The 26,212-nt window shown below is 43.6% G+C and carries 24 protein-coding genes; 4 read left to right on the top strand and 20 right to left on the bottom strand.

Annotated elements, in window-relative coordinates; genetic code table 11:
• Nucleotides 1-36 precede the first annotated feature (36 nt).
• The 3 genes from gndA to zwf form a co-directional block, all read right to left on the bottom strand.
• Entirely contained in the window at nt 37-1,455 is a 1,419-nt protein-coding gene (gene gndA, locus EL84_RS24595) for an NADP-dependent phosphogluconate dehydrogenase (RefSeq protein WP_047843463.1), read from the bottom strand.
• Nucleotides 1,456-1,523: 68 nt separating this feature from the next.
• The gene (gene fsa, locus EL84_RS24600) at nt 1,524-2,189 is read right to left on the bottom strand and encodes a fructose-6-phosphate aldolase (RefSeq protein WP_036613461.1); all 666 of its coding nucleotides are present in this window, start codon (nt 2,187-2,189) and stop codon (nt 1,524-1,526) included.
• A 36-nt stretch (nt 2,190-2,225) separates the two neighbouring features.
• Nucleotides 2,226-3,749 (bottom strand): glucose-6-phosphate dehydrogenase, encoded by a 1,524-nt coding sequence (zwf, locus tag EL84_RS24605; protein WP_047843464.1) that lies wholly within the window; start codon nt 3,747-3,749, stop codon nt 2,226-2,228.
• A gap of 112 nt (nt 3,750-3,861) precedes the next feature.
• Between zwf and EL84_RS24610 the strand changes: the two genes are divergently transcribed.
• Nucleotides 3,862-4,746 (top strand): LysR family transcriptional regulator, encoded by an 885-nt coding sequence (locus EL84_RS24610; RefSeq protein WP_036672843.1) that lies wholly within the window; start codon nt 3,862-3,864, stop codon nt 4,744-4,746.
• Nucleotides 4,747-4,843: 97 nt separating this feature from the next.
• On the opposite strand, the gene EL84_RS24615 is transcribed toward EL84_RS24610, so the two are convergent.
• The 7 genes from EL84_RS24615 to EL84_RS24645 all read right to left on the bottom strand — a co-directional run bounded on the left by EL84_RS24615 (nt 4,844) and on the right by EL84_RS24645 (nt 12,952).
• On the bottom strand, nt 4,844-6,859 hold the full coding sequence (locus EL84_RS24615) for a chemotaxis protein CheA (protein ID WP_047843465.1): 2,016 nt from the start codon (nt 6,857-6,859) through the stop codon (nt 4,844-4,846).
• Between the two features lie 14 nt (nt 6,860-6,873).
• A complete protein-coding gene (locus EL84_RS24620) occupies nt 6,874-7,299 on the bottom strand; it encodes a chemotaxis protein CheW (protein WP_017687852.1) in 426 nt (141 codons plus the stop codon).
• Between the two features lie 24 nt (nt 7,300-7,323).
• Nucleotides 7,324-8,913 (bottom strand): methyl-accepting chemotaxis protein, encoded by a 1,590-nt coding sequence (locus EL84_RS24625; protein WP_047843466.1) that lies wholly within the window; start codon nt 8,911-8,913, stop codon nt 7,324-7,326.
• Nucleotides 8,914-9,460: 547 nt separating this feature from the next.
• Nucleotides 9,461-10,141 (bottom strand): hypothetical protein, encoded by a 681-nt coding sequence (locus tag EL84_RS24630; RefSeq protein ID WP_047843467.1) that lies wholly within the window; start codon nt 10,139-10,141, stop codon nt 9,461-9,463.
• Nucleotides 10,142-10,318: 177 nt separating this feature from the next.
• On the bottom strand, nt 10,319-10,915 hold the full coding sequence (locus tag EL84_RS24635) for a cupin domain-containing protein (RefSeq protein ID WP_047843468.1): 597 nt from the start codon (nt 10,913-10,915) through the stop codon (nt 10,319-10,321).
• Between the two features lie 138 nt (nt 10,916-11,053).
• On the bottom strand, nt 11,054-12,010 hold the full coding sequence (locus EL84_RS24640; RefSeq protein ID WP_047843469.1) for an aldo/keto reductase: 957 nt from the start codon (nt 12,008-12,010) through the stop codon (nt 11,054-11,056).
• Between the two features lie 135 nt (nt 12,011-12,145).
• Nucleotides 12,146-12,952: a helix-turn-helix transcriptional regulator gene (locus tag EL84_RS24645; RefSeq protein WP_235431589.1), complete on the bottom strand. Its 807-nt coding sequence runs from the start codon at nt 12,950-12,952 to the stop codon at nt 12,146-12,148.
• A gap of 162 nt (nt 12,953-13,114) precedes the next feature.
• Here EL84_RS24645 and EL84_RS24650 point away from each other — a divergent pair, with 162 nt between their 5' ends.
• The gene (locus EL84_RS24650) at nt 13,115-14,653 is read left to right on the top strand and encodes a hypothetical protein (RefSeq protein ID WP_047843471.1); all 1,539 of its coding nucleotides are present in this window, start codon (nt 13,115-13,117) and stop codon (nt 14,651-14,653) included.
• Between the two features lie 120 nt (nt 14,654-14,773).
• Here the strand turns inward: EL84_RS24650 and EL84_RS24655 are convergent, their stop codons facing one another.
• Nucleotides 14,774-16,336, bottom strand: a complete 1,563-nt coding sequence (locus tag EL84_RS24655) for an FAD-dependent monooxygenase (RefSeq protein WP_047843472.1) — start codon at nt 16,334-16,336, stop codon at nt 14,774-14,776.
• Between the two features lie 125 nt (nt 16,337-16,461).
• Between EL84_RS24655 and EL84_RS24660 the strand changes: the two genes are divergently transcribed.
• Nucleotides 16,462-17,100, top strand: coding sequence for a TetR/AcrR family transcriptional regulator (locus tag EL84_RS24660; protein ID WP_047843473.1), 639 nt, complete (start codon nt 16,462-16,464; stop codon nt 17,098-17,100).
• Between the two features lie 184 nt (nt 17,101-17,284).
• On the opposite strand, the gene EL84_RS24665 is transcribed toward EL84_RS24660, so the two are convergent.
• From EL84_RS24665 to EL84_RS24695, 7 genes are all read right to left on the bottom strand, one after another.
• Nucleotides 17,285-18,637, bottom strand: coding sequence for a glucoamylase family protein (locus EL84_RS24665; RefSeq protein WP_047843474.1), 1,353 nt, complete (start codon nt 18,635-18,637; stop codon nt 17,285-17,287).
• Nucleotides 18,638-18,928: 291 nt separating this feature from the next.
• Nucleotides 18,929-19,420 carry a hypothetical protein gene (locus tag EL84_RS24670; protein ID WP_047843475.1) on the bottom strand — a complete coding sequence of 164 codons (492 nt, stop codon included), beginning with the start codon at nt 19,418-19,420 and terminating at the stop codon, nt 18,929-18,931.
• Nucleotides 19,421-19,440: 20 nt separating this feature from the next.
• A complete protein-coding gene (locus tag EL84_RS24675) occupies nt 19,441-19,812 on the bottom strand; it encodes a DUF3784 domain-containing protein (RefSeq protein ID WP_047843476.1) in 372 nt (123 codons plus the stop codon).
• An 87-nt stretch (nt 19,813-19,899) separates the two neighbouring features.
• Nucleotides 19,900-20,280: a hypothetical protein gene (locus tag EL84_RS24680; RefSeq protein WP_047843477.1), complete on the bottom strand. Its 381-nt coding sequence runs from the start codon at nt 20,278-20,280 to the stop codon at nt 19,900-19,902.
• Nucleotides 20,281-20,298: 18 nt separating this feature from the next.
• Entirely contained in the window at nt 20,299-21,042 is a 744-nt protein-coding gene (locus tag EL84_RS24685; RefSeq protein ID WP_152683068.1) for a hypothetical protein, read from the bottom strand.
• On the bottom strand, nt 21,042-22,349 hold the full coding sequence (locus EL84_RS24690) for an SPFH domain-containing protein (protein ID WP_047843479.1): 1,308 nt from the start codon (nt 22,347-22,349) through the stop codon (nt 21,042-21,044). Before EL84_RS24690 ends, EL84_RS24685 begins: the two co-directional genes overlap by 1 nt.
• A gap of 284 nt (nt 22,350-22,633) precedes the next feature.
• Nucleotides 22,634-22,903, bottom strand: coding sequence for a DUF6809 family protein (locus EL84_RS24695; protein WP_047843480.1), 270 nt, complete (start codon nt 22,901-22,903; stop codon nt 22,634-22,636).
• A gap of 253 nt (nt 22,904-23,156) precedes the next feature.
• Here EL84_RS24695 and EL84_RS24700 point away from each other — a divergent pair, with 253 nt between their 5' ends.
• Nucleotides 23,157-24,137, top strand: a complete 981-nt coding sequence (locus EL84_RS24700) for a serine hydrolase domain-containing protein (protein ID WP_047843481.1) — start codon at nt 23,157-23,159, stop codon at nt 24,135-24,137.
• An 83-nt stretch (nt 24,138-24,220) separates the two neighbouring features.
• Here EL84_RS24700 and EL84_RS24705 read toward each other — a convergent pair whose 3' ends face one another.
• Nucleotides 24,221-25,243, bottom strand: coding sequence for a serine hydrolase domain-containing protein (locus EL84_RS24705; protein WP_047843482.1), 1,023 nt, complete (start codon nt 25,241-25,243; stop codon nt 24,221-24,223).
• Nucleotides 25,244-25,464: 221 nt separating this feature from the next.
• On the bottom strand, nt 25,465-26,193 hold the full coding sequence (locus EL84_RS24710) for a DUF1361 domain-containing protein (RefSeq protein ID WP_047843483.1): 729 nt from the start codon (nt 26,191-26,193) through the stop codon (nt 25,465-25,467).
• Nucleotides 26,194-26,212: the final 19 nt, after the last annotated feature.

Consider the following 26,212-nt stretch of genomic DNA (forward strand, 5'->3'; position numbering starts at 1 on the left):
GGCAACTGCAGGAATGCTATATTTTCGGAATTAAAATTACTCGTTTGTGTCCATCCACTGGAAGTGGAATGAACCTTCTTTGTCCACACGTTTGAATGTGTGAGCACCGAAGTAGTCACGTTGTGCTTGCAGCAAGTTGGCTGGCAAACGTTCTGTACGATAGCTGTCGTAGTAAGACAGTGCGCTGGAGAATCCAGGTACTGGAATACCTTGTTTTACAGCAGCCGCTATAACTTCACGCCATGCACCTTGATAAGATTCAACGATGTTTTGGAAGTAAGGATCCAAGAGCAGGTTTTTGAGTTCTGCATCTTTGTCATATGCTTCTTTAATGTTTTGCAAGAACTGCGAACGGATGATGCAACCACCACGGAAGATCATGGCAATGTTACCGTATTTCAGATCCCAGCCGTATTCATCGGAAGCTGCACGCATTTGTGCAAATCCTTGTGCATAGGATACGATTTTACTTGCAAACAATGCTTTACGCACGTTCTCGATGAACGCTTTTTTGTCGCCAGAGAATGCTTCAGTTGCTGGTCCATTCAGGATTTTGCTAGCTGCTACACGCTCGTCCTTCATCGCAGAGAGGAAACGGGAGAATACGGATTCCGTAATCATGGACAATGGAACGCCGAGATCCAGCGCACTTTGGCTTGTCCATTTACCTGTTCCTTTTTGTCCAGCCGCGTCCAGAATAACGTCAACCATTGGTTTGCCTGTTTCTGGATCGTATTTGGAGAAGATATCTGCCGTGATTTCGATCAGGTAGCTGTCCAGCTCCCCTTGATTCCACTCATTGAAGATCTCATGCAACTCTTCAACGGAAACGTTCAATACGGATTTGAGCAAGTGATAAGCTTCACCAATCAACTGCATATCTCCGTACTCGATACCGTTATGCACCATTTTCACATAGTGTCCGGCACCGTCTGGTCCGATATATGTGCTGCAAGCGTCATCGCCAACTTTGGCAGAGATCGCTGTCAGGATCGGTTCTACCAACTGATAAGCACTTTCCTGACCGCCTGGCATGATTGCCGGGCCTTTCAGTGCGCCTTCTTCACCACCGGATACACCTGCTCCGATGAAGCGGAAACCTTTTTCTTCCAGTTCTTTACTGCGACGTTGTGTGTCAGGGAAGTAAGCATTACCTCCATCGATAATAATGTCGCCTTGATCCAGATGAGGAAGCAGTTGCTCGATCGTTGCATCTGTTGCTTTACCTGCTTGCACCATGATCAGAATTTTACGCGGAGACTCCAGGGATTCCACGAATTCTTCAATAGTGAACGCACCTGTCAGGTTTTTACCTTCTGCTTCTTTCAGAAGATCGTTCGTTTTCTCTGGGGAACGGTTAAATACCGATACCGAGAAACCTTTGCTTTCAATATTCAAAGCCAGGTTTTTACCCATTACTGCCAATCCAATAACACCAATCTGTTGTTTACTCATTATGTCCTCCCAATGCTCCATGATTTATATAGTTTTATTGTAAGTTGAAACGAATATATGTTCAGTGATTATTGTACTGTTTTTTTCCAGTCCGCTGCAAATTTGTCCATACCTTGATCTGTCAGCGGGTGTTTGGAGATCTGTTCAATGACGGAGAATGGAACAGTAGCAATATGTGCTCCAGCCATCGCTACACGTGTAACGTGATCCGGATGTCTTACAGAAGCCGCAATAATCTGTGCATCCAGGTTATGTGTACGGAACAATTCAGCAATTTTGGTAACCAATTGTACGCCATCTTCTGAGATATCATCAAGACGTCCCAGGAATGGGGATACATATGTCGCACCAGCACGAGCAGCCAGAAGCGCCTGGTTCACCGTGAAGATCAACGTTACGTTGGTTTTCACGCCTTTTTTGGTCAAGTAACGGCAAGCTTCAAGTCCTGCAAGTGTCATTGGCAATTTGATCGTGATGTTTTTGTCGCTGTTGTTAATTTTGATCAATTCGTCTGCTTGCGCAATCATTTCTTCAGCAGTAAGGGCATCTGGTGTCACTTCCGCAGAAACGGACTCCACTTCAGGTACCAAACGCAAGATTTCTTCAATACGATCTTCGAATTTCACGCCTTCTTTAGCTACCAAAGATGGGTTTGTTGTTACACCAGACAATACGCCGATTTTGTATGCTTTTTGGATATCTTCCACGTTAGCTGTATCGATAAAAAATTTCATGATTAAATTACCTCCAGATATATTTTTTATTTTGGTTTAGAGATTTGCATTAACCGCCAAGGGTATGCTATTTGTAACTACAGACTCCTGATCCGCCGGCTCATCAAACCACCAGTGGTGACCTTCTTCTTCAAGCATAATATCTGACTCAGTCGGTCCATAGCTACCCGCAGGATACAGGTGAAGTGGTAACAGATTTTCCTGGAATGCATCCAGAATTGGCTGCACCCACGCCCATGACAATTCTACTTCATCCCAGTGGGCAAAGAAGGTTGGATCACCCAGCAAAGCATCACGAATCAGATTCTCGTAAGCTTCCGCAAGGTCACCTTTGTCCGGAGAAAGATCAATATGAACCGGTTTGAATTCACCTTTATTCTCAGGATCACTTGCATTCAGTTGCAATGTCATGCTCTGATCCGGACTCATCTCAATGACGAGCAGATTTGGCTTGGAACCCTTGTTTTTCAGCACATTTGTCTGTCCGGAAGGTTCTTTGAATTCAATCACGATACGTGTTGATTTCTCCTTCATTCTTTTACCCGTGCGAATGTAAAACGGAACACCACGCCAGAAGAAATCATCAATTTGCAATTTGGCAGCAATGAATGTGTCATTCATCGTATTCTCGGCTACACCCGGTTCAGCAGTATAAGCATTTACCGGTTTACCTTGAATGTTACCTGCTGCATACTGTCCACGGATGATGTTTGCGCCCACAGTTTGTTTTTGTAACGGCTGGATCGATTCCATAATGTGTTTTTTCTTCAATCCAACTTTTTCGGAAGTACTGTTGTAAGGAAGCTGAATCGCCATCATCATGAGCAATTGCAACATATGATTCTGGAACATGTCTCGCACTGCACCAACATGATCATAATAGGATGCACGTTCTTCGACACCTACAGTCTCATTCGCCGTAATTTGCACATTGGAGATGTAACGGTTGTTCCATAAAGCCTTCATGATTGGGTTACTCTGATGCAACGTCTCCAGGCGCTGTACCATCGGTTTGCCCAAATAGTGGTCAATCCGATAAATCTCTTCCTCCGTGAACGATTCGCTTAATTTGCGATTAAGGTCTCGGGCGGATTGTAGATCGTGACCAAATGGCTTCTCGATGACGAGGCGTTTCCAGCCCTCTGTGGAACCCAGCCCACTTTCTTGAATATTCTCGGCAATCGGTTCGAAAAATTCCGGACCAACCGAGAGATAAAACAAGCGATTGGACGGAATGCCAAGCTCAGCTTCTCTTTGTTCAACTAATCCCAACAGCTTTATATAATCTTCCTTATGGCTTATATTCAATACACTGTAGCGGAAAGCTTTCACAAATGACTTCACAACTTCAGGATCAGCTTGGCGTCTGGAAAATTCATTAAGTGATTTTTCCACTTGTGCCTGAAAGAATTCATCAGACCAATCTCTACGCCCCAGACCAATCAATGAGAAGGTTTCAGGAAGCTTCTGCTCAAGATATAAGTTATATAAGGCAGGATATATTTTTCTTTTGGCTAAATCGCCAGTAGCACCAAATAAAACAATGGTAGTTGGTTCCATCTCACCGTTCTCCTTCCAAGTAACTCTGGTTTCTTTGTTGTAGTTACACTATAATACGTTTTATAGCTATACAAGTAATTAATATATTTCACAGGAGCTATAGACCACATCTATGACTACAAATTACGAACTATATAAAGTCTTTTATTGGGCCGCCAAAACGGGAAGTTTGACACAGGCTGCGAAAGCACTGTATATCACTCAACCCAGCGTCAGTCATGCCATTAAGCAATTGGAAGAGAGCTTTGGTCTTACCTTGTTTTATCGAAATTCCAAGGGTGTAGCGTTGACACAGGAAGGTGCCAGTCTATATTCCTATATTGAACAATCCCAGATTCTGATCTCACTTGCGGAAGAAAAAATGGCCGCACTGAAGAATCTCGACAATGGTGAATTGAGAATTGGTGGCAGTGACTCCCTGTTCAAGCATTACATGCTGGCGTATCTAGAGGAATTCCACACCTTGTACCCTAACATCAAGCTACATCTGAGTCATGGAACCACGCCGGAAGTGATTACCTTTCTGAAAGAAGGCAAGATTGATCTTGGTGTTGTGCGGATGCCCATTGTTGATCCACAGCTAGAAGTCAGGGAAAGTATTCAGTTGAAGGACTGTTTTGTAGCCGGGGAACGTTATGCTCAGTTGAAGGGGAAAGTCATGACACTTGAGATGCTTCTGGAGCATCAACTGATTCTCTTCTCCCGAAACAGCCGGGTTCGGATGGCTATAACCGAGTTGTTTAACAGCTATAATTACACGTTGAAACCTGAGATTGAGGTTGGTAGCGTTGATCTGTTAATTGAGTTTGCGCGTCGAGGACTGGGGATTTCCTATGTTACACGTGAATTTATATCCAAAGAGCTGGAGGAAGGTTCTCTCTTCGAAATTCAGCTTGATGTCCCGCTCCCCCCTTCCCATGTGGGGATTATGACCAAACGCAATATGCCGATTTCTCTGGCTGCCAACCGGTTTATGGATCTCATTTTCAAATCCTGAGTGGTCACAATGTCAAAAGGTACAACAAAGAGCCCCACCGTCCAGTTATGGAGGATGAGGCTCTTTGGCCTGCATAATGTTTGTGTTTATCTAACGATTAAAGACTCACCAGATAGGACGCATCCAATATAAGGGCAACCTTACCATTACCGAGGATCGTTGCGCCAGATAGATGGTTCAGCGCTCCCAGATACGTACCAAGCGTCTTAATAACGACTTCCTGATTTCCTATAATCTCATCTACTGCGTAAGCTGCAATTTTATCAACAGAACGCACGATCACCAATGGAATAGTTTTGGACTTACGGTCCGTTCGTGGATAGTTGAGCCTGTCGCACAGTCGGTGAAAAGGTACAATTCGCCCATGATTCAGGATCGCTTGTTGCCCCTGAATCATCTGAATATCTTCAGGTGAGATTCGAACAATCTCAGCAACATTATACATCGGCAAGATCAGCACACGGCCCGACACTTTGACTAACAAACCTTTAATAATCGCCAGTGTGAGTGGTAGACGAATCGTAAACGTGGTACCCACACCAACCTCCGTATCAATATCAATGATACCGTTGAGTCGCCCGATCTGACTACGCACGATGTCCATTCCAACGCCGCGTCCTGATACTTCACTGACAGAAGAAGCCGTGGAGAAACCAGGCTCAAATATGAGATGGACAGCTTCCTGTGTTGTTAGGCGTGCAGCCTGTTCCTCACTAATGATACCTTTGCCCAAGGCGGAAGCTTTGATCTTCTCACCATCGATACCTTTGCCATCATCCGAATAACGAATGACAACATGATTTTCTTCATGAAATGAAGTTAAGGTAATTCTTCCTTTGGACGGCTTGCCGAGCTCCGCTCGAATCTCTGCACTTTCAATGCCATGATCTGCACTGTTGCGGATGAGATGGATCAGCGGGTCACTCAATTCTTCAATAATCATACGGTCAAGCTCAGTCTCTCCACCTTGGATAACCAGTTCCAGATCCTTACCCAGCTTCTGTGATAGGTCACGAACCAATCTCGGGAAGCGACTGAATAGTTGATCAATAGGTAACATCCGTGTCTTCATTACACCTTCTTGGAGTTCCTTGATTACCCTGCCCATATGATCGGATACACCACTAATACTCCGGATGAGTGTTGAAGACTCCTTACGCGCACCCGTGCCACTCAGATCTGCAAGGGATGTCTGATCAATTAACAGTTCACCGACCAAATTCATCAAATGGTCCAGACGCTCAACACTCACACGAACTGTAGGTTGAGCAGCTTTCACTTTCTCATCTGGCCCAGTTGTATTCACGGTAGGTAAGCTTTGTTTCGATTGCTCTGTTTCAGAGATTAATTCAAGTGGTGCAGAAGTCGCTGCAACCTCATTGGATTCCAGCAGATATGGATCTATCTCCAGCATATGAATATCCGAGTCTGAAGACAGCTCTGCCTTAAGCTGCTGTGGGTCCTTCGACGTTGCTACGATGATGATGAACTGACCATAATGATCATCTTCATTTTGCGCGCCCGGTTGACTCTCCATGAGCGCAGTAGCGACAACCGTACCACAGATGTCCTCGATACGTTGTCGTAAAATATGATATCTGGCCGCTTTCATCATGCACTTCTGCTCCAGCACAACATGAATGGACAATAACTGCTTGCCTGACACTATAGCCACCTGTGCCACAATCGATTCTGCTGGTTGCAATTGAGGTACTTTAAGTTGCCCGACTACTGCCGGGGTCTGAATTAAATCCTTTATTTCTCGTACTACCGCTCGAAAGTCTGCATAGGCTTCCCCACGGATGTACTGATCACGAAGCACCTTCATGGCGTCCAAAGAGCGGAACAACGTATCAATTAGCTCCGAAGTCATCTCCGGTTTTTTCTCCCGGACCCATTCAAGAGCATACTCCACTTCATGCGTAAGGTCGCTTAATTCACGGAAATCCATAGTGGATGCCGATCCCTTGATGGTATGGGCTGCCCGAAACAGCGTCTGAACCAGTTCTACAGAAGGCGAAAGCTCCAATGCCAATAAAGACTGATCCATACGTTCCAGTTGATCATTCAGTTCTTCGATAAAGATGTCACGGTAGGCAGACAAATCCATCATTCGTATATACCTCCCTAACCGCCCAATATTTCGTCCAGTTTCAAAATGCCCACAAGCTTGTCTTCCTGTTGACCCACACCATGGAATAAACCTTCACGGTTACGACCATATCCGCCGGTTGGCGGATGAATTTCGGAATATGTGGTTACCTTGTTCACCCGATCCACGATCAAGCCAATATATTCTTCCTGATGTCGAACTACGATAATACGCGTCGCTCTGGTGTCCGGTTCATCCGGCATACCCAGCAGGTTCCGCAGGCTCATCACACATACAACCTTGCCACGCAGATTAACTACCCCTTTGATCTCTGGGCGGCTGAATGGGATATCTGTAATGCTAAGCATTTTAATAATTTCGTGAATTTCTTCGATTCGAATGGCGCAAGTCTCTGCACCTACAGACAGTTCAATATATTGTTCCTTCTGAAGTGAAGACATCGATTCACCCTCAATTCAATTTTATTAATTTGTTTTGAAGGCAGCTGCCGAATTCGCCAGTTCTTCCGCAAGATGTGCCAAAGACTGGCATGTTGCCGCTGTCTCTTCAGACGCTGCAGCGGATTCCTCACTGGAAGCCGAGATGGATTCAACAGAGCTCATCACCTCTGCGGCTTGGGCTGCTTCTTCTTCACATGCAGCAGCAATTTCGTTTACTTTCTGTGAAGAGTTATTGACCATATCAATGATCTGATCAAACGCCTGTCCAGTCATGGAAGACTGCTCAACACTGGCCACTACAGCCTGTACACTTTGTCTCGTATTTTCCTGCATTGCTTTGATGATGGCTGTAATTTCTTTGGTCGCCTCGCCACTTCGTTCGGCAAGCTTCCGGACTTCATCTGCTACTACGGCGAATCCTCGTCCTTGTTCTCCGGCACGTGCCGCTTCAATTGCAGCATTCAGCGCTAGCAGATTGGTCTGCTCAGCAATATCGTCAATCACTTCAATGATGTCACCGATTTTACGAGAATCATCTTCAAGTTTAGTCATTTTTGTATTAACAGCTTGCATACCTTCCAATGAAGTCTGTACAACAAGTCCACCTTCACGAGCAGTCTTCACCGTATCGTTGGACAGTTCAGCCGCTTCTTCCGCACTTGCAGCGACGGAGTTAATGGCAAGTGAAAGCTCCTTGAACAATTCGGAGATATTTCCCGCCTCACTGGATTGGCTTGTGCTGGTGCTCGCAATTTCCTGTGTGCTGGCTGAGATCTGTTCCGAAGAAGCAGCAACACTTTGGGAGTTCATCACGATATTGTTAATTAACTCTTTCAGATTATCGACCATCCGATTCAGTGCCGCGGCTAGTTGACCCACTTCATCTTTGCTGGATATGTCTGACTTAAGGGTGAGATTTCCGTTGGCAACTTCCGTAGCTAGACCCAGCATAGCCATGAGCGGCTTCGAAATGGAGCGAGAGATGATATATCCAATGAGAATACTGAAGAGTACGGACAGAACCACAAGAATTATCGTTACTTTAAATGCTTGTGAATAGGCAGCCTGAGATTGTATATTCGCCTGTTCAGCCATACTTTCATTAAGGTCGATCAAATTGGTAAGGAGTTCTACAATCCTGTCTCCTTGTGGTTTAAGCTCAATTTTAAGGTAGGTATTAAAGGCACTTTGATCATCTGCGACAGCCAGATTAGTTGCTCGTTCAAACATTGTTAAATATCCTGGATATTCCGCATCAAAATTACGGAGTAACTCTATTTCTTCAGGGGTTGTTGCAAGCGGACGATAGATGGTCAGGCGATCATTCACACTCTGACGGATCGAAGCGATGTTCTCCGTGATCCGAGTTTTTTCGGTTTCAACGGTTTCAAAGCTCAAATCACGCACGTTCACACGCATTCTTTGATAATCAATCTGAGCAGAGGATAATTCTTTCACAGAGATTAGATTGTTGTTATACATCTCTTGCATTCGTTCATTCGTACTTCTCAATGTTACTACAGAGTAGACGCCAAGCGCCGCAAGGATTATCGACACAACTAAAAACGCTGAGATAATCTTTGTTGCTGTTTTCATATTTCCAAACCACTTCATGTAATCTCCTCCTAGGCATCGTAGTGTCCAGTTATGTATATAACGCTTGGTAAACCCTTCTCTTGGTCGCGCTCCAGACAACTTACGATCTATTTCGACATAAATATATTAAAACTGAATAGGAGATTTTTATTTCTATAAATTTGCACTATTATGAATTTTTATTTCAGATATAAAGAATCTTCTTTTTAATATAAATTATACTTTTTACCTATTAAATTGCTTTTTTCATTTACATATATACGTATAATCAACATTCTGCATTGAATTACACATACATCTCCACACAAAATTTCATGTGACATGATCTTCTTTTATTTATACAAGAAGTTATATAGTTCTTACGTCTAACAAATATCATTTTCCACACAAAAAATTATGTATTTTTTCTGTACAGACTCAACATTTCAAGACCTAAGTCTAATAAATGATTACTTATACTGAGTCCATTTTCCCATAAAAAAACCAAACCCGAATCAACAAAGTTTGGTTCTGAAGCGAAAAAATACACTTTAAATTAACATAAAACCCGTTTAAAACTAATTATTTATGTGTTATATAGCTGCTCCAGTTCCATTAGGCGGTCCTTAATCCTGTGCGGAATAATTCCAAACAGATTATCCCACGTCATGAACATCTCCGGTTTTAGTAAATATTCTTCGAACTCCATGGTAGGTACAAACGCTTTGGTCTGTAGATAACGCTCCACCTGAGCATCGATATGTTCATTCGTTTCAAAATAATCTTGAAACAACTCATTAACAAGTAGTCCATCACATCCAGCTTCGGCACCTGCTGCACTATACAGATTTGGCAATAACTCAAATACAACCGGAAGTGGTGAGAAAGCATGTTTGCCAGGCTGTGAGTACAGACATACATGATGTCCAACCACATTGACCCGTTCCTTCAATAATCCGCGCAGCACCTTCCCATGAAAACTGGCTTCACAGTCTACTACCTCTCCGTCATGACCCACATAAACCCATACATGCTCCATTTCATACAGATGTCCAATCTCATAATCCCACCAGATTGCATATTCAATTACATATTGTACTACCTCGGTCGGAAACTTAATGTCCCTTCTGAACGATGGTGAAGGCCCAGATTGATGCAACACAGAAATGCCAACAAAATCAGGATAAAAGGGTTCGGCTCTGTCAAACATCAAAATCGGTGCATAACTCATTGCAGTTTCAAGCGTTTTCATTTCTGACATGTTCATTCATGAGTCCTCCATTTTTGTTGGATGTTCATACTATACTAACAGAGAACGTAACCCACTGACTCAGGCATTTTGAATTTTTATCATACGATTATTACATCGACACATCAAAAAGCCTGCAACTGATATTCTCCAGTTACAGGCTGTGTATTTTGATAATGAATAAGGAATCTTGACTTAAGATTTCAGCTTATTGGATGGTGACACGGACGTCTTGGAAGGCGAAGTCGATTGATCAGAAACCTGTGTATCACACCCTATTGGCGGGCCCAGAATCGCATCATTTTTAATGGAAGCAATAGCTCTCGCATATGCTTCTTCATCCAAACAGTACGCGCGGTGAGCCACTTCCGGCGGTGTAGCTGCCAAGAAATCCGCTCCAAATACAATATCAGGCGTTGGTTGATCAAAGATTGTTAAGACATATACATCATCTGTCTCAGCGACAAACCAGTGAAACCAGCCTTTCGGAAATACCACAACCTGACCTGGTTTCAGACGATATGTCAATCGTTCACGCGTAAACGGATTGAAGACTGACGCTGTAATTTCACCGGTGATGACCACAACCATCTCCGTGACATTGGTGTGCCAGTGCGGCTGCACAATGATTCCTTTGCTTAAGTATACGTTGAAGAACCCATTCGCAATGGTCGGCAGCTGTTCTCCAAACAACTGGGTTACATAGTTGCGTGAATCCCTCTGATAATTGACAACCGCATTGGAATCGGCTGCCAGCGGAACATTCGGGGCTTGTAAAATCGGATTCATCATTCGATCATTTCTCCTCCTTGGGCATACATCTCATTGTTGTACTGTATGCCGGAGAATAGAAAGATAATACCGTTGACACATGTTATATATTGTTTTTAATCCTGAACTTTAGGTTTCTTAGAATCTTGTATAAACGAACTAGACTTGACCAGGGAATCTGCCTCCGGCTGCAATGCCTTGGGGAGATATGTGATCAATCTGGTTCATCTCATCATCCGTAAGTGAAACCTGTAGCGCTCCCAAGTTCTCGTGAACTCTTTCCAGATTGCGAGTCCCCGGGATCGGAACGATATGTTCTCCCTTTCCAAGCAACCAAGCCAGAGCAAGTTGAGAGACCGTACATCCTTTTTGCTTAGCCATCTCTTGGATCAATCCAACAACCTCCAGATTTTTCTGAAAGTTCTCACCTTGGAAACGCGGATAGTGACGACGATAATCATCCTCCGGCAGATCGTCTATAGATCGGATCTGACCTGTCAGGAAGCCCCGCCCCAATGGACTGTATGGAACCAAGCCAATGTTCAATTCATGCAGGACAGGCATAATCTCATCCTCAAGCTCTCGACTCCATAATGAATATTCGGTCTGCAACGCTGTAATCGGATGAACAGCATGTGCACGCCGAATGATCTCTACTGGCGCTTCGGACAAACCAATATATCGAATCTTCCCCTGTTGAACCAGATCGGCAAGCGTGCCTACCGTCTCTTCAATGGGTGTATTCGGATCAGGACGATGTTGATAATACAGATCGATATAATCCATTCCCAGGTTGTAGAGACTCGCATCTACTGATTTTTTGATGTAGGCTGGATCTCCCTTGGGGCCCTGAGTGTGTGTTATACCAAATTTGGTGGCAACGATTGCCTTGGATCTTCGACCTTGAAGCGCGCGTCCAAGCAGTTTTTCATTCCCTCCAAATCGCTGTTTTTCATACGCTCCGTACAGGTCCGCCGTATCAAACATGGTAACTCCTGCATCCAGCGCACCCTGAATGGTATGTACCGATTCGTCATTATCCGGCATCATCATCACACCCAGGCCAAGCGCAGATATTCGTAATTTATCATTTCCTAGTGTTCTTGTTATGAGCATGAGGCTCCCTCTTTTCATCTTGAAATAGAAACGTTAACTAGATACGTATGAACTTGAGTTCATTCTATTTCACTTCCGAGACCCCAACCACACGCTGTTTATGCTAGTAAAGAAATTACCAGTTTGATTAACTTTCTATATGGCAACAGGAACGTAAATACAACAATGAATGCCTGATTGGCTGTTCAGATTATTCATGGAAAAGATATCGTATGCATGCACAACGCCATCTGCCCGATCCGTCGTTTCAAGCAGGACACGATTGACTTGTTTTAACTCAACTTGGTGCAGGCTCCAGATCGTTCGGAAGTCTACACTTTCGTCAATCAATTGTTTCACGATTCTGCTAAATTCGGGGTCACTCGGATACTTGTCATAATACGTACGGAATACGGCTACCGAGTGCCGCGCGAATTCATCCCAGTTGTGCATACGCTCCCTGAGCGCTGTATCCAGAAATAAAATCCGCATCATTAAACGCTCATTCACATTCATCGACGAGAAGTTGAAAAGGTTCGTATCTGCAGCTTCATTCCAGGCAAGTACCTCAGAACGTTCATTGGTAATAAAGGAAGGATGAGTCAACTGGCCAATAATACTATGCCACCCTGGCTCCAGTTGCGAATACGAAGCAAGGAATTCATGTTCCGTATTAGGGTCCCATAAGTCAAATAGATGACTCTTCTCTTCCAGGGTTAAACGGAGCGCATCCGCTATACTCTGCATCACTTCTCGTGAAGCCGCCAACTCCCTACCCTGTTCGAGCCACGTGTAATACGTTGCACTGACACCAGCCAATACCGCTACCTCTTCCCGCCGTAGACCGGGTGTTCTTCGCTGTCCATAAGATCCTGACAATCCAACCTGTTCCGGTTGAATGCGGCTTCTCCGCGATTTCAAAAACTCACCCAGTTTTTTGTTACGGCTCATACTTGTATCCATAGACATCGTTCCTTTTTATAAAAGTATTCAAGCCTATTCGACCCTATCCCAAAATGGTAGTCTCTGAATGACTTTGATATAATTCATCTATTATTAGTTCTGCAGAATACTTGGTTTACAAGTAGCTTAGCATCGATTGGTGCAGAACGAAAGGAGCATAACATGATCCCCAATGTTGGAGATGTATACTGCGTATACGTCGAAAAATTACAACAATATACAGCCTGCCAGGTGATTGGACTGAAAGAAACGGAGAGTAAAACTTCCGATACGCTCGCCTCAGTTCTTCAGTTGGATTGGACTGGTGATCAACTGCCTAATGAAATGCAGCTTCATCAGATGAAACCGTTGATCTGTAACTTCTATTTCTGGCATGATCGACTTGCCCATAGTTTCGTGAGTGCTAATGTTCCTTCACAGTATGTGCTTGCAGGCAATATCCCTCCTCTCTACACCGAGGAAACAAATACGTATGGCGGAGGCTGGCCGATCGGAGAAAGTCTCTATCTCCAGCGTGAATGGGAAGGTATCGATGCGATCCGAAGAGCGCAGTTCAAACAAGCTGCGGATGATGACAAAGAAGTGATGGTTGGCGATCGTGTAATGCGGCGCAGTACGAGTACACTCCGTGATTTCAGCCCTAGATCTTCTAAAGATGTAGCCGAACTCGCAAAACTACCTTGTCTGACACATATTGAAATGGATGGATATACGGAATCGATCTTTACATTTATAGAAGACAACCCGTTCATTAATGAACTTCATATCATACATCATGGTCAAACGATGCTGGATATCAGCAAGAGCCACCTGACCAGACTTATTGTGGATGTCAGTGGGTTGAAGGAGTTAATTTTGAACACAAAGATGAAAAGTCTGAATTTCACAGGTGAGCTGTCTCCTGATCTGCGTATCGCGGCTTATGAAGACGGTAAATGCATCACTCTCAATGTTCCATCGGGCCTGCCACAGGTTACGGGTATCTCACGACTTGAAGGTCTGTATATCAGAGATATCACGGAGCTCAATCTGAAGCCACTTGTGCAGTATTATCCTGAGCTTTCAGAGTTGCGACTGTGGGGTAAACCCGGCAATGTATCCCATATAGAGTCGATTCAGCATTTGGCAAATTTGCAAATCTTCACTACTTATGACCTGTTCGGCTTCAATGGTGAAGAATTCCCTGATCCAGAGCAACTTCCACAATTGGCTACGCTGTGGCTAACCAGCCTTCCTGCCGATGCAGCCAAATCGATCAAAACAAGATATAAAAAATTCGCTGCTGCCGGACTTGATATGGAGATCACCAAAGCACGCAAACCCGAATGGCTTGCGGAGAACCTGAACAATCCGTTTCGGGATTGGGATGGGCGGGACCACATCAAGGCGGCACACGCCAAAAAAGCAGCTCAATTGTACAAGCAGTGCTTGAAGGAAATCCGTCAGTTAAGTCAAGATTTTAACAATCAGGAAGATATGCACATACGGCTCGTCTCCCTGGTTGAGAACTACACACAGACCTTCAACAAGATGGATGCCAAGACCGGCTTTATTGAAACTGTTGAGCGTGAAGAGATTTATGTTGTTCTAACGGAGTTGCTGGATCAGTTACAGGAGAATTTGGAACTGCGTCAAGATGATTTGATTAAGGTTAATCACGAGGAACTATATGAGATATTTGATCGTTTGAGGGATTTCTAGGTTACGGAAAAAGGGTCCTGTTATGAAAATGGCAGGACCCTCTTTTGCATGAATAGAATTTCTTGCACTCTATTTTCAATAAGACGACGTGACTCGGGTAGAGCCTTGGGTCGCTCGATCCTATGATAAGCCACACAATTTCAAGTAATTCAGGATCGATGCGGTATCATCAATGGAGGTGCGCAAGGCGATGTAACCGTCAGGACGAATCAATACAAGTTCTTTACTTGCGACATCGTAAACTCGATAGGCATTCCCTGCAGTGTCTATTATGCCTTCCGCCCCCTCCACCTTCGATGGAAGGATATAATGCAAATGGAGTGCATCGTTGGTGAAGTTCTTCAGAGAAGGATCAATGTAGTTTGCAAATGCCAAAAGCGTCCAGTGTGGGCCGCGCAAGAGGTCAAAGACACTTCCTGCAAACCCGGTGCCTTGTAGTCCAGTAGCATTAGGAGCACGATCTCCAGGAAGTAAACGGGTAGCATTTGTTCGAGCAGACGGACGGGTAAGCGAACTTGAACGATAGGAAATGAGAAGCCCGCTCGTCAGATCGTCGGATATGGTGCTCAAGGATTGGGACAACCCTCCGCCTTCAGTCGCCGTTCCTATGACGCCTCCCATCTTCTTAGTGCTGTCTTTGAGCACGGCCTGAGCCACTGGGCGGCGCTCCTCATCGTAGGTGTCGAGTAAGGCGGTGTCTGCTCCGTGTATGACAGCCGCCAGCTTCCAGCCGAGGTTGTATGCGTCCTGTATTCCCGTATTCATGCCTTGACCACCGGCCGGCGAATGAACATGAGCAGCATCACCGGCAAGAAAGACCCGGTTGTTTCGGTAACATTCAACCATACGAACGTTGACCCGGTAGATGGACAACCAAGAAGCATCCGTAAGCCGAACACGTCCGGACCCGGCACGACGGTCAAACATGGCTTGATACACCTCTAGCGATGGCTGCTCTGGTTCATCGATGTCTGCCGGAATTGTAGCCTGCAGTTGCCAAATATCGGATTTTGGCAGCGGCGTCACCCCGATCATCCCCTCCGAAGAAGTCCAGATATGGATATGGTCACGATCTAACCCTTCCAATCGTACATCGCCAAGATACCATCGCTCATGATCATGTGTTTCCCCAACCAACGGTAAGTGTATAAATTTGCGGATATTGCTTTTGCCCCCGTCAGCGCCGACTACATAACGAGCACGAATTTGCTCTTCTCCTTGTGCTGTATTGACCGGTATCGATACACCATCCACATCCTGAACAAGCTCTACAGCTTCCATGCCCAACTCAACTTGACCGCCAAGCATTGCATATCGGTCGCGCAACGCTTTTTCCACATCAAATTGAGCAATCCAGACCGGATCACGATAGGGTGTCTCAAGTTCGGCGCTCGCTGCAACGGTAATAGTCGGCTTGTCCACACTTCTGCCATCTGCGGTATAATAACGAACAGGCAAGTCCACAACACCTGTATCAAAAATGTAGTGAACGGCTTCCAAATCATCGATGACTTCAAGCGAGCGAGGCTGGATTCCTTTGGCGCGAGATGCAACGTTATACACGGTGCTTCGTTCAATAATACGATGGTTGACGTTTCGACGGGCAAGGTCGCAGGCAAGTGTAAGCCCTGTGGGTCCGGCCCCGACGATGAGAACATCAACAACAGACGGTATGGTATTCATGGATAAAAACCTCCTTGAGCATTGATTTGATACGCTACATTTTTTACACTACACCGTACAGTGTAGTTTGTAAAGCAGGACTCAATCAATTTCTTAAATATACATCTAAGGGGGAAAACGTAAGAATGGATCATACGGAAAACAAGAAAATCCGCAAAGGCTCTTCAGACAAACGAGCTAAAATTATTGCGGCGGCACGAGAGCTGTTTCTTTCAGACGGGTTTGATCGTTCCAGTGTCGATGCGGTCGCAACTAAAGCGGGAGTTTCCAAACGGACAGTTTATGATTATTATGGCGACAAACAGAATCTACTGCTTGCCGTTGTGGAAGAATCCAGTTCGGCGGTTCTGGTCATGATTGAGCAAGGGATTTCAGACCACCTCTTGAAATTCGAAGATCTTGAGCAGGCGCTCATCTTATTTTGTGAGCAAATCGTAGCTTCTGCAAACGGTTCGGCAGATTACAAGGCTTTGATCCGTCTGGTTATGGTGGAAGCTGCCAACCTGCCAGACTCGTTTTTTGAAAGGCTCGATAACGCAACTGAAGAGGGGATTATCAGGAGGTTTACAGCGTTTGGACAAAACGGACTGCTCGATGTGATTGATCCTAAAATGGCTGCAAAGCACTTCGCTGCATTAACGTTTTTATTGGTATTCAATCAACCGGGAAAAATCGGGACATTAGATGAGGAACAAAATAAACATATCATCACTGAAGGCGTACGCGTCTTTCTTTGCGCTTATGCCCCACAACGCAAGTCTTAAAATCGCCATTGTAAATGCCTTGTCTTTTTCCGGATAAATTCCATAATCTAATCGATCTGCGACTTCATTATCAATGGTAAACGCAAAACCGGAACGAAGCATGCTGATACCCTGCTTCGTTCCGCCCATCTTTTAATCTTCGTCCCATTTCGTTAGTGAACATGCTCTAATCTAAAGCAACCCTTTATTGAATGGAAAACACTTCTTTTCTTAATAATTCTTCTGGCGTCTGCCCTATCACATCACTGTGAAAATAATCGCGGATAACGCCATCTTGAAGATAATTGGCGATCGACACCATAATCATCCCTTGATCCAGTGCCAGATAAGCTTTTGCAAGTTCTCCCGTTTCAACATTGACTGAGTCATAGAACCCATATTTGCCAAACATTTTGAAGCTCTTTAGAGCTTTAATGTTCTTTCGAACTGCTTCAGGGGCATAATCCAGAGCAAGGAATGTTGCGTGTGCTGTTACCGTTGCTCCATCTTTGTAACCTGAGGTACCTAACGGTGTTGCTGCAAACTCACTGTAACCTGTCGGAGTGGCAGAAGGTGAGAAGCCCCATGCGGCATACCCTTTTTCTTTGGCATATTCGATTTGCAATTCGATATGACGCTGGTTGTTCAATCCCAAAGCTTGAGTACCCAGGTCTTTTTCCTTTATGACCATACCGGGCATAAGAGCTTCAAACATACTACCTCCCCAGCTTGGTACGAACTTTTTATCCTTGTATACATAACTTCCTTCAAACACATCCACTCCATCGTACTTAACGGATTTGCCTTGAGGAATCTGAGCTTGCCAATCCCATTCTTGAGGTAATGTGCGATACATCTTCCACCAATGATCTTGAGGAACATCACCTTTCCCAATAGCAATATAGCTGCCTACACGTGGTTCCGTATAAAACATCCCATAATGGTGGTCCGTCAGCGCGCCTTTAGCCACATCATAACCGCCGCGGAATTTGCCGACTTCAGGATCATATAGCGGAGTATAATTCATATTTGTAACCAACTTGCTTGTTTCCCCATGAAGTTCTTCATAGGCTTGCCCAACAACAATTAAACCAGCGGATAACCAGCCATTATCGACTTGGGAAATAAATTGGCCCCAATCTTTCTTCACTGATCCGTCATCCGTGTTATACCAGTTATAAAATAGGCCGTTCCACTTTTCCAACTTCTCGAGGGAATGTATAGTCGTTTGCAGGCGATGTACAGCTTCTTTCTTTGAAATAATGCCCAATTGTTGCGCTGAAACAGTACTCATCATATACATTGCGATGTTTGTGGGCGAAGTACGTTTAGCTTCTTCTGTTCCGTTTTCAGTGTGCCGTACTTCATCGTAAGTCAAGCCAGTGTTCTGATCCGTATAGTCCTCAAAAAACGTATAGGTCTTATATGCAATCGCTTTCAATTCTGCTCGAAATCCAATTAAATTGCTTGAGTCACCTGCTGAAGCCATAGGAGTTAAAGCTAGATTAGCTAACAGACAAAAAGTTAAAATGAAGCTGAATTGTTTTACTTTTTTCATGATTTTCTCCCTTCAAATGGATTCGAAACGTTTCGTGTATATGTTATCATAAATTTCCCATTTTCGTAAACAATAAAATAGAACGCTTACAAATACTGATTATTATGCGGTTTATTAATAAATGTAAATTCGAAACGTTTCATTAAAGGGACTACATTAAGGCAACTCACGTGGAATTATATGACGATTTGATCGTTTGAGGGTCTTTTAGAGATTCTAAATTGAAGAGGTAAAAAGCCTGACTCCATAGGAATCAGGCTTTTACCCTTCACGTATCCATTCTAAACCGTTCTAAGTTGCTACAACTGTTGTTCCGCAATACTCGCAGTCCGTTGATTGCTTAGGAAAAACTTTTGCCTTCGCCCCACATCCCGGGCAACTCACTGAAACAGGCCTTTGTGGCTCTTCAACTTTTTCATCGGCTTTCTCTTCAGTGTTTTCCTTATCCGAGAAATTGATCTCTGTATAGTTAATTGTATTATGACTGCTGTAATTCACGGTGTTGCTATTGTAACTTGAATAAGTACGTGGATTCGGAGTTTCGCGATCAAGATGACCTCCATAGTCTCCTCCATAAAAATTTCGTTCAGGGCCACGCTTTTTCTTAACACGTTTTTTCCTAAGCAATTTAATACCAAAAAACAAAAATAAAAATTCAACGATAATAATTTCAACTACAAGAACTATATTCAATTGATCTAAGAAATTCTCTTCCATAAGTAATCGTATGGGTATAGCAATGGCATAAAACATGAAAAAGAGTCCAAATAACTTCCTTAACAACACGATTCCTCCTATGCAGTTTAAGAGATCCTCATCGTTGTTCCGCAATACTCACAATCCGCAGACAAAGTAGGATATACCCTTACCTTGGCTCCACACCCTGAACAATTCACGGCTACAGTTTCTTGAGGTGCCTCGTCATATTTCACACGATGCTGATCTTCCTGATCTTGCTTATCATTAGAATCATAATGCTGGTATGGATTAGTCTTAGAATGAGATTTAGGTCTACCACACATTTTAATGCCTGTAACAAGTACGATAACCCCAGGGATAAAAAGAATAATTGTACTGATAATGGCCGTTTCTGTTCCTTCGGATATTAATATTAAAGATAACAGGATCGTCACAGACGAAAGGATAATGAATAAAATGCCAAAAAATTTCTTCACCGCGTTTCCTCCTTAAAACATCACACTCTACCTAGCAGTGTATATTACAAGTATCCGTAAAAGAAGTCATTTAGTCCGCTACACGGTTTACGAGATTCTCATCGTTGTTCCGCAATATTCACAATCCGCAGACGAAGTAGGATATACCTTTACTCTAGCTCCACACCCTGAACATATTAAGGATAAAGGTTCTTGAGATTCCTCGACTTCTTCATACTCCTCGTGATAGTTACCTCCGTCATATTGCACATTACTACTAGAATCGTCAACATAATGTTGATCGGCTTTAAGTTGAAATTTAGGTCGACCACACATTTTAATTCCTATTACAAGCAGAACAATTCCAGTTACAAAAAGTACAAATGCATTGATAATTGCCACATCCGTTCCCTCGGATAATTCGAATAAAGAGAACAGAATTGCTATAAATGAAATTATAATGAATATAATCCCAAATTTCTTTTTCAAAGTTTCTCCTCCTGCAATTTATGATTTGCTTGTCATGATCTGTTGATTGCGCTCTTTCAAACGGAACTTTAACTGGGATAGTTGCGAAGCAAAACGTTCACTATTTACCAATTCCCCTGCTTCGTACTGATTTGCAAGCTCACTGTTCATCAATTCAATGTCCAGCAAGATCTGGCGGTCATTTTTCTCAAGGGAATCCGGAGTGATTGGGTCACTATACTTTACAAGTTCAATTAATGACTGAACGGTTTTGCGCTCCTCTTCCACAGTTAGGACGGGTTGTTGCACCATGGTATGAAGCAATTGCTGTAAGGCTTTTTCGATTAATTGTAAGTTTGCGATTTTTGTATGTTCATCTATTTCATGACGGCGCGCACTCTGAATATAGATCATAATGATTCCGCACAAAATAATTGCGATCGCAATCGTTAACGTGTGTAACAATACGAACCAGCGAAGCGCATGATCTGCTGAACCTGTTAACAACGTGTAGATCATCACACAAATCAGATAAATACCCAATACTACACCTAAAGCTGTGTAACCTGGAACAAACCGTTTAAACCGATCCGTATTTTGCATGATGAACCGCGCGTAGATCCAAATAGCCGTAATCGCTACATAAGAAGCAACGAGATTCATCCAAAAAGAAAACGACAGAAGCGCATGATTAAACAGCGTAAAAGAAACGATCGACGATACTAACATGCATATTAAATAGACGACATCCAAAATCAAGAGATTGCTCCGTTTTACCATCACTATGCCTGTCCTCCTTCTTGCAGATTGTTTCCGCAATCGAGACAGAACTTCTGGCCGGGTTTTACTTCATGTTGGCACCGACTACATTTCAAGCTTAAACTTGTGCCACAGTTGCCACAGAATTTTGTATGACCGGAATTCATATGGTTACAATTTGGGCATGGGCTAGGCATCGGTTGATGACATTGGATACATTCCAATGCGTTCTCCGCATTATCCGCCCCACATGAAGGACATGCATGGTATTTGTCACCACAGTTAGGACAGAATTTGGTTCCCTTTGGCAAGGCATGTCCACAATTGTTGCAATCTGTTGTTGCTACCGATTTTTCGGCTAATGAATTGCCACATTTGCTGCAAAAAGAGCTGTTCTCCTGATTCGGATGATGGCACTGCTTACATATACTTACTGCAGGCGTTTCCTTCGTAGACATCACTTTAGACATCTGGGACATCTCGCCACTGAAAGAACCACCCAGACCAACCCCCATGCCCATACCAAGCCCTGCGCCCATAATGTCTGACTGCATGCTTCCTTCATTCTTCGCTGCACCTTCAAGCGTATCAAACGAACGTTCTTGCTGATATGTGTACCCAATAATATCCATCTCAGCTTTGCGTGCCAACGCTTCTCTTAATCGAATGACTGAAGGGTCTTCTTCAGGCAGATTAACATTGTGAATATACAGGTTGATTAACTCAATACCAAATTCTTCAAAAGTAGAAGCTACCGTATCTGCAAAATGTCGTGATATCTCGGCGATATATGCATTGATCTCCAAAACACTTACTTTTCTATGTATTAGATATGATGACAACATGGAGTTAATATTCATGATAATCAACCCACGGAAGTAATTAATCATATTAGCTTGGTTAAACTCAGGCAGTGTTCCCACAAGCTTGACCAAAAATTTTCGTGAATCCGAAATTTTAATTCCCATTTGTCCGAATGTTCTTACGGGAACAATAATATTATACTTGGGATCCTGGATCTGAATCGGATTCGCCGTTCCCCACTTAACATCCAATGCGCTTACTTGATTGACATACCATACTTCTGCTGCAAAAGGTGACTTCCCTCCGAACGGAAGGTTAACGAGACGGTTCAAGATTGGGATATTTGCAGTACTCAACGTATGCCTTCCGGGTCCAAACATATCAAGTGCTCTTCCATCCTTGAAAAGAATTGCTTGTTGAGATTGATTAACAATTAACTGAGTCCATGTTCCCAGTTCAGTCTCGGGATGTTTCCAAGCAAACACATCAGGTGAGCCATCATACTTAATTACGTCAATAATCGCCATGTTCAATTCCTCAATTCAGTATTAGATTACTATAATTTACTATAAAGTTTTTTTGCTAAAACACTGATTCTACACTATTTCCTATATTTAATTGTCTTTAATCTACTTATTCCATGTCTAGGCATTGATATTTTACCATTTCTAACCTTAATACGCACTAACATAGTTCATTTTTCATATGATATTTTTCCTATATTGGCATGTTCATAATGGTAAAAACCTCTTCCATATGTTCATAGGAAAGAGGTTAACTATATAACCACAATTTGTGAAAAACCAGAATATTAGCTTGAGTATCCACTCTCGATCATAATCAACGTCCCAATTTTGAAACCACTCGCAAAAGCCTCTTTTGAATGCATAGAGTGAACTTGATCCGTCATATCTAATAGTTCCTCCAACTGTTTAAAGTCATCCTCCGAAAGCTTGCTCTGAAATTTTTCGATATAAGCTGTAATCTCCTTATTAATAGAACGATACTCCGAATCTTTAGGAACAATATTCTCCTCTGGTCTCAGGTTACCGTAATATAATTCTTCTATTATATTTCCCACATCACAGACCCCTTTCTCTTATACATGTCTGGTACTCTTCTCATGACAATTATATAAGATTGACAGACAATGCTGGGAATTTATGCGATATTCGCATGTGATTCTTATAGCTTTCATAGGATATCGCATTTTGCATGCTTGCTTTGACATAATAATGTAGCGCTTGTTGAGCCCTACCTCGGGAGTATGCTAAGATAATGGACACCTATTTCTACAAAATCCTATAACAAATCAACCGTACAGAAAGGACACTATGAATCCTTCATCACTGTCATCCAAATTACAACAGATCGTTCCGCAGCTGGATCTGCGAAGCTGCCTCGTCAGCATACGCGGTGAGATTATGTACGAACACTACCGCAACCACGAGGCTGCGACTGATATTGCAAAAATCAATTCATGTACCAAGAGTGTGCTATCCGCCCTCATCTGTATAGCGATGGATAAAGGCTTGTTGCCAGAGGCATCAGCCCCAATCTCTACTTTTTTCCCACAGTTGACATCCGATCCTGACCCGCGCAAACCAGCGATCACACTGGAACAACTGCTCACGATGACAGCCGGATTCAACTGGGACGAGTTCGGCGGGCAGAATTCATTCCCTCGCATGACCCGCACCGATCATTGGGTGGATTTTGCGTTGGAACAACGCTTAAGCCATGTACCGGGTACATATATGGAGTACAACTCAGGAGTATCACAGATCCTATCCGCCATCCTGATGCAAAATGCAGGTATGAACGTAGCCGAGTTCGCAGAGCGTTATCTTTTTGACCCGCTCGGAATTAAGCATTACGAATGGGAAAGTGACCCTCAAGGTGTACATACTGGCGGATTCGGTCTTAAGATGTTACCCGTAGATCTGCTGAAATTCGGTCAGCTGTTTCTACAGCAAGGTATGTGGGAGGGGCAGTCTCTCATTTCAAGTGATCTCGTATCTCGTTCGACGCAGCCTTTTATTACAGTCACTCCACCGAATCACGGCAGTTATGCTTGGCATTGGTGGGTGGATGTCTATCCGAACGAAAGGTCTGACTTCGAAAATATTGCTGCTGAAGACGACAAACCCAATCTCCATTATTATTACGCGCGAGGATTTGGTGGTCAGTATGTATATATTGTCCCAGAGCTCGAACTTGTTACGGTGTTAACCAATGACAAACGAAAGAAAGAGAAACCTCCGCTGGATGTTTTCCCTCGATTAATCGCCCCTGAGCTATGGAAAATGTTATAAACACGGGCAGTCCTTCTTTCCTGTTCGATCAATTAACCCCCAACGTTGTGGCCATAACCTGACCATAGGTTGAGGGTTATTCGTCATGCCAAAGCTTCTTCGATAGCAATTGTTATTGGATACGGACCAGACTCTTGATTAGAGAGCACTACCAGTTGTAGGTCATAGTCCGGATACACGGAAGACATGAACGACACCCCTGGATCAAACCCCATGACATGAAATTTGAAAATCACTTCTCCCTTGCGGTCAATCCAGATACCCTGCCCATAATACTCTTCATCCTCTTGATGAGCATGTGGAGTTAATAACTGCTGTGTCATCTCTACATTCAACAATTGGTGACCCAGCAAAGCATCCCAAAACCGAATCATATCTGGTGCCGTAACATAGGCTCCACCATCTGATCCACCTTTGACAGGAATGGAAAACATATTAGTATTCCAAGAGCCATCTTCATGATCGATATACCCTAAAGCTGTGTTACGCGGGAGCTGATCTGTTACGAAATAACCGGATTCCTTCATGCCACACCTTTTGAAAATGTGCTCTTCCACATAATCTGTAAATGACAGTCCTGAATGTTGCTCCACGATAAGTCCCAGCACAATGAAACCCGCATTGTTGTAGTGAAAACGTTCACCCGGAGCAGACTTCATTGGCAGATGCTGAAACATGGGCAGAAAGTCACTTAAACGCCGCATCGAGTAGACGGGTCTGTCTTTCCACAATTCTGAAAAGTCTTCCATTACTTCTTCATCGAAATAATCCGGAATGCCTGACGTGTATGTTAACAACTGCTGGATGGTGATCCCTTTGTCCCACAGTGGAAACTCCACATCCAATACATCCGTAAGCTTGGAATCCGCAGACAATTTACCCGCTTCAATTAGTTGGCATATACTCACTGCCGTGAAAATCTTACATCCAGATGCAATTCCAAAGCGTGTATCCACCTGATTGGCAAGTTCTTCACTGCGATTTGCATAACCACGTTTCATATTCAAAAGGGTTTTCCCGGCTTGCTGGAGTAATACAACACCCGAAAAATTCACGCGTTCCATGACTTCTTCTACTTTTGTTGTCAGCTCTACTGGATTCAACATTTTGTTGTTCACCTACTTGTCTATGTATTCATTACATTCTCATTCTTAATTCTTCGTCATATCCTGCATACCTGCCAAATTTTCATAAAAAGAAGGATTACTCCCTTAAAAGGAAATAACCCTTCTTCAGACAACGTAAGATTAATTTTGACAAAGCATGCTCAAATGCTGTTCAATCACTTGTTCCACTCGTTTTACTGTATGTCTCGAGGCAACATGTGTTAGCGTAACGCTTGCAGGTCCGATTCGGGACTTCCTGCACTCTTCTTCGTTTCACGGGGAGCCCTCGTATTGATCAGATAATACAATGTGGCATAGATTGTAGTGATAAACGTACCAAAAAACAGGCAAAACGCCAGAGAAGGACGGCTTACACTTTCGTGCATCAGTTCAATCAGCGTCTCGCGATTCGTCAGTGCATCCCAGCTATTCAGTCGATATACACGTCCAAGCAATACCCCGTAACTTCCCAAAGCACTGCCAACCAGTACAAAGATCCAGGATGCCCATCGTCCAATTCGGTGATAGATCACTTCCTGAAGCTGATACATCGACAGGAATCCAAGCAGAAGTCCAGTCCAGACAAACATTAATACAACACTTAAGTCGTACCAATACGTGTAGTCCACCCCGTTCCCACCATAATACCGGGAACTTCTCGCTGTCAGATGAACCAGATCCGTAACAATGTAAGAAGAGTTCGGGAAAAATAACAACCACAGCAGACCACTTGCAACTGCAAGCCATGCGGCACCTTTCCATTTCACATCACTTAGAAGATAGGCTGCATAAGAGAACACAAAAGGAATCCAGCCCAAGAACAGATTCCAGATCAGAAAGCGGAAATAACGCTGATCCAGCCAATCTGCGGCTACATAGTACAACCCAAGCGTTACTACAGTAACCACACTAAGGAAAATAAATATGCGAATATAATTCAGTTTTCTCAATGATTCTGACCTCACTTGA

This window comes from Paenibacillus sp. VT-400 (genome assembly GCF_001029205.1).
GTDB lineage: Bacteria > Bacillota > Bacilli > Paenibacillales > Paenibacillaceae > Paenibacillus > Paenibacillus amylolyticus.

Coding starts and splice junctions, on each gene's coding strand:
- gndA (WP_047843463.1), bottom strand. CDS start 1,455: ATGAGTAAACAACAGATTGGTGTTATTGGATTGGCAGTAATGGGTAAA.
- fsa (WP_036613461.1), bottom strand. CDS start 2,189: ATGAAATTTTTTATCGATACAGCTAACGTGGAAGATATCCAAAAAGCA.
- zwf (WP_047843464.1), bottom strand. CDS start 3,749: ATGGAACCAACTACCATTGTTTTATTTGGTGCTACTGGCGATTTAGCC.
- EL84_RS24610 (WP_036672843.1), top strand. CDS start 3,862: ATGACTACAAATTACGAACTATATAAAGTCTTTTATTGGGCCGCCAAA.
- EL84_RS24615 (WP_047843465.1), bottom strand. CDS start 6,859: ATGATGGATTTGTCTGCCTACCGTGACATCTTTATCGAAGAACTGAAT.
- EL84_RS24620 (WP_017687852.1), bottom strand. CDS start 7,299: ATGTCTTCACTTCAGAAGGAACAATATATTGAACTGTCTGTAGGTGCA.
- EL84_RS24625 (WP_047843466.1), bottom strand. CDS start 8,913: ATGAAGTGGTTTGGAAATATGAAAACAGCAACAAAGATTATCTCAGCG.
- EL84_RS24630 (WP_047843467.1), bottom strand. CDS start 10,141: ATGAACATGTCAGAAATGAAAACGCTTGAAACTGCAATGAGTTATGCA.
- EL84_RS24635 (WP_047843468.1), bottom strand. CDS start 10,915: ATGATGAATCCGATTTTACAAGCCCCGAATGTTCCGCTGGCAGCCGAT.
- EL84_RS24640 (WP_047843469.1), bottom strand. CDS start 12,010: ATGCTCATAACAAGAACACTAGGAAATGATAAATTACGAATATCTGCG.
- EL84_RS24645 (WP_235431589.1), bottom strand. CDS start 12,952: ATGGATACAAGTATGAGCCGTAACAAAAAACTGGGTGAGTTTTTGAAA.
- EL84_RS24650 (WP_047843471.1), top strand. CDS start 13,115: ATGATCCCCAATGTTGGAGATGTATACTGCGTATACGTCGAAAAATTA.
- EL84_RS24655 (WP_047843472.1), bottom strand. CDS start 16,336: ATGAATACCATACCGTCTGTTGTTGATGTTCTCATCGTCGGGGCCGGA.
- EL84_RS24660 (WP_047843473.1), top strand. CDS start 16,462: ATGGATCATACGGAAAACAAGAAAATCCGCAAAGGCTCTTCAGACAAA.
- EL84_RS24665 (WP_047843474.1), bottom strand. CDS start 18,637: ATGAAAAAAGTAAAACAATTCAGCTTCATTTTAACTTTTTGTCTGTTA.
- EL84_RS24690 (WP_047843479.1), bottom strand. CDS start 22,349: ATGGCGATTATTGACGTAATTAAGTATGATGGCTCACCTGATGTGTTT.
- EL84_RS24700 (WP_047843481.1), top strand. CDS start 23,157: ATGAATCCTTCATCACTGTCATCCAAATTACAACAGATCGTTCCGCAG.
- EL84_RS24705 (WP_047843482.1), bottom strand. CDS start 25,243: ATGTTGAATCCAGTAGAGCTGACAACAAAAGTAGAAGAAGTCATGGAA.